Source organism: Paenibacillus sp. 01T422, from assembly GCF_056398785.1.
Genome location: NZ_JBFTQB010001679.1, coordinates 1 through 423, shown reverse-complemented (window position 1 = coordinate 423; position 423 = coordinate 1). Strand labels below are relative to the sequence as shown.

Below are 423 nucleotides of genomic sequence, written 5' to 3'. Positions count from 1 at the left end.
TCCCAGGCTTTCCCAAGCTTCCACAGGCTGTCTCCCTGCTGAACAATGTGCTTGTAAACATACTCAGACGCTGGCGGTTCGACCGGCTTCGGTTTGGAAGGTATCTTCACCTTCATGCCGATGTCTAGTACATTGGGATCTGCAATTTGCGGGTTAAATGCAATGATCTGATCCAATGTACTATGATATTTTTTGGCAAGCTCGTACAGGGTATCTCCCTTTTTGACAATATGGATTTTCAACACCTTACCTCCTTTTTTCGTTAAAAAACTGGCTTCGGAAGCTTATTCACAAGCATTTCTCATGATAGCTTGCTAGCTAGCCCCTACTTATTCACAATGATATTACATCTTATGCGCGTTTCTAGGCTTTTGCCCCTCTCGGACAAAAAAAATCCCCCGCGCTGGATAGCCGGAGGATCTC

1 protein-coding gene is annotated in these 423 nt (G+C 45.2%); it reads right to left on the bottom strand.

Annotated elements, in window-relative coordinates; translation table 11 throughout:
* On the bottom strand, positions 1-242 hold a 242-nt coding region (locus AC1DUA_RS40740), incomplete at its 3' end, for a LysM peptidoglycan-binding domain-containing protein (protein WP_477505029.1).
* Positions 243-423 lie beyond the last annotated feature (181 nt).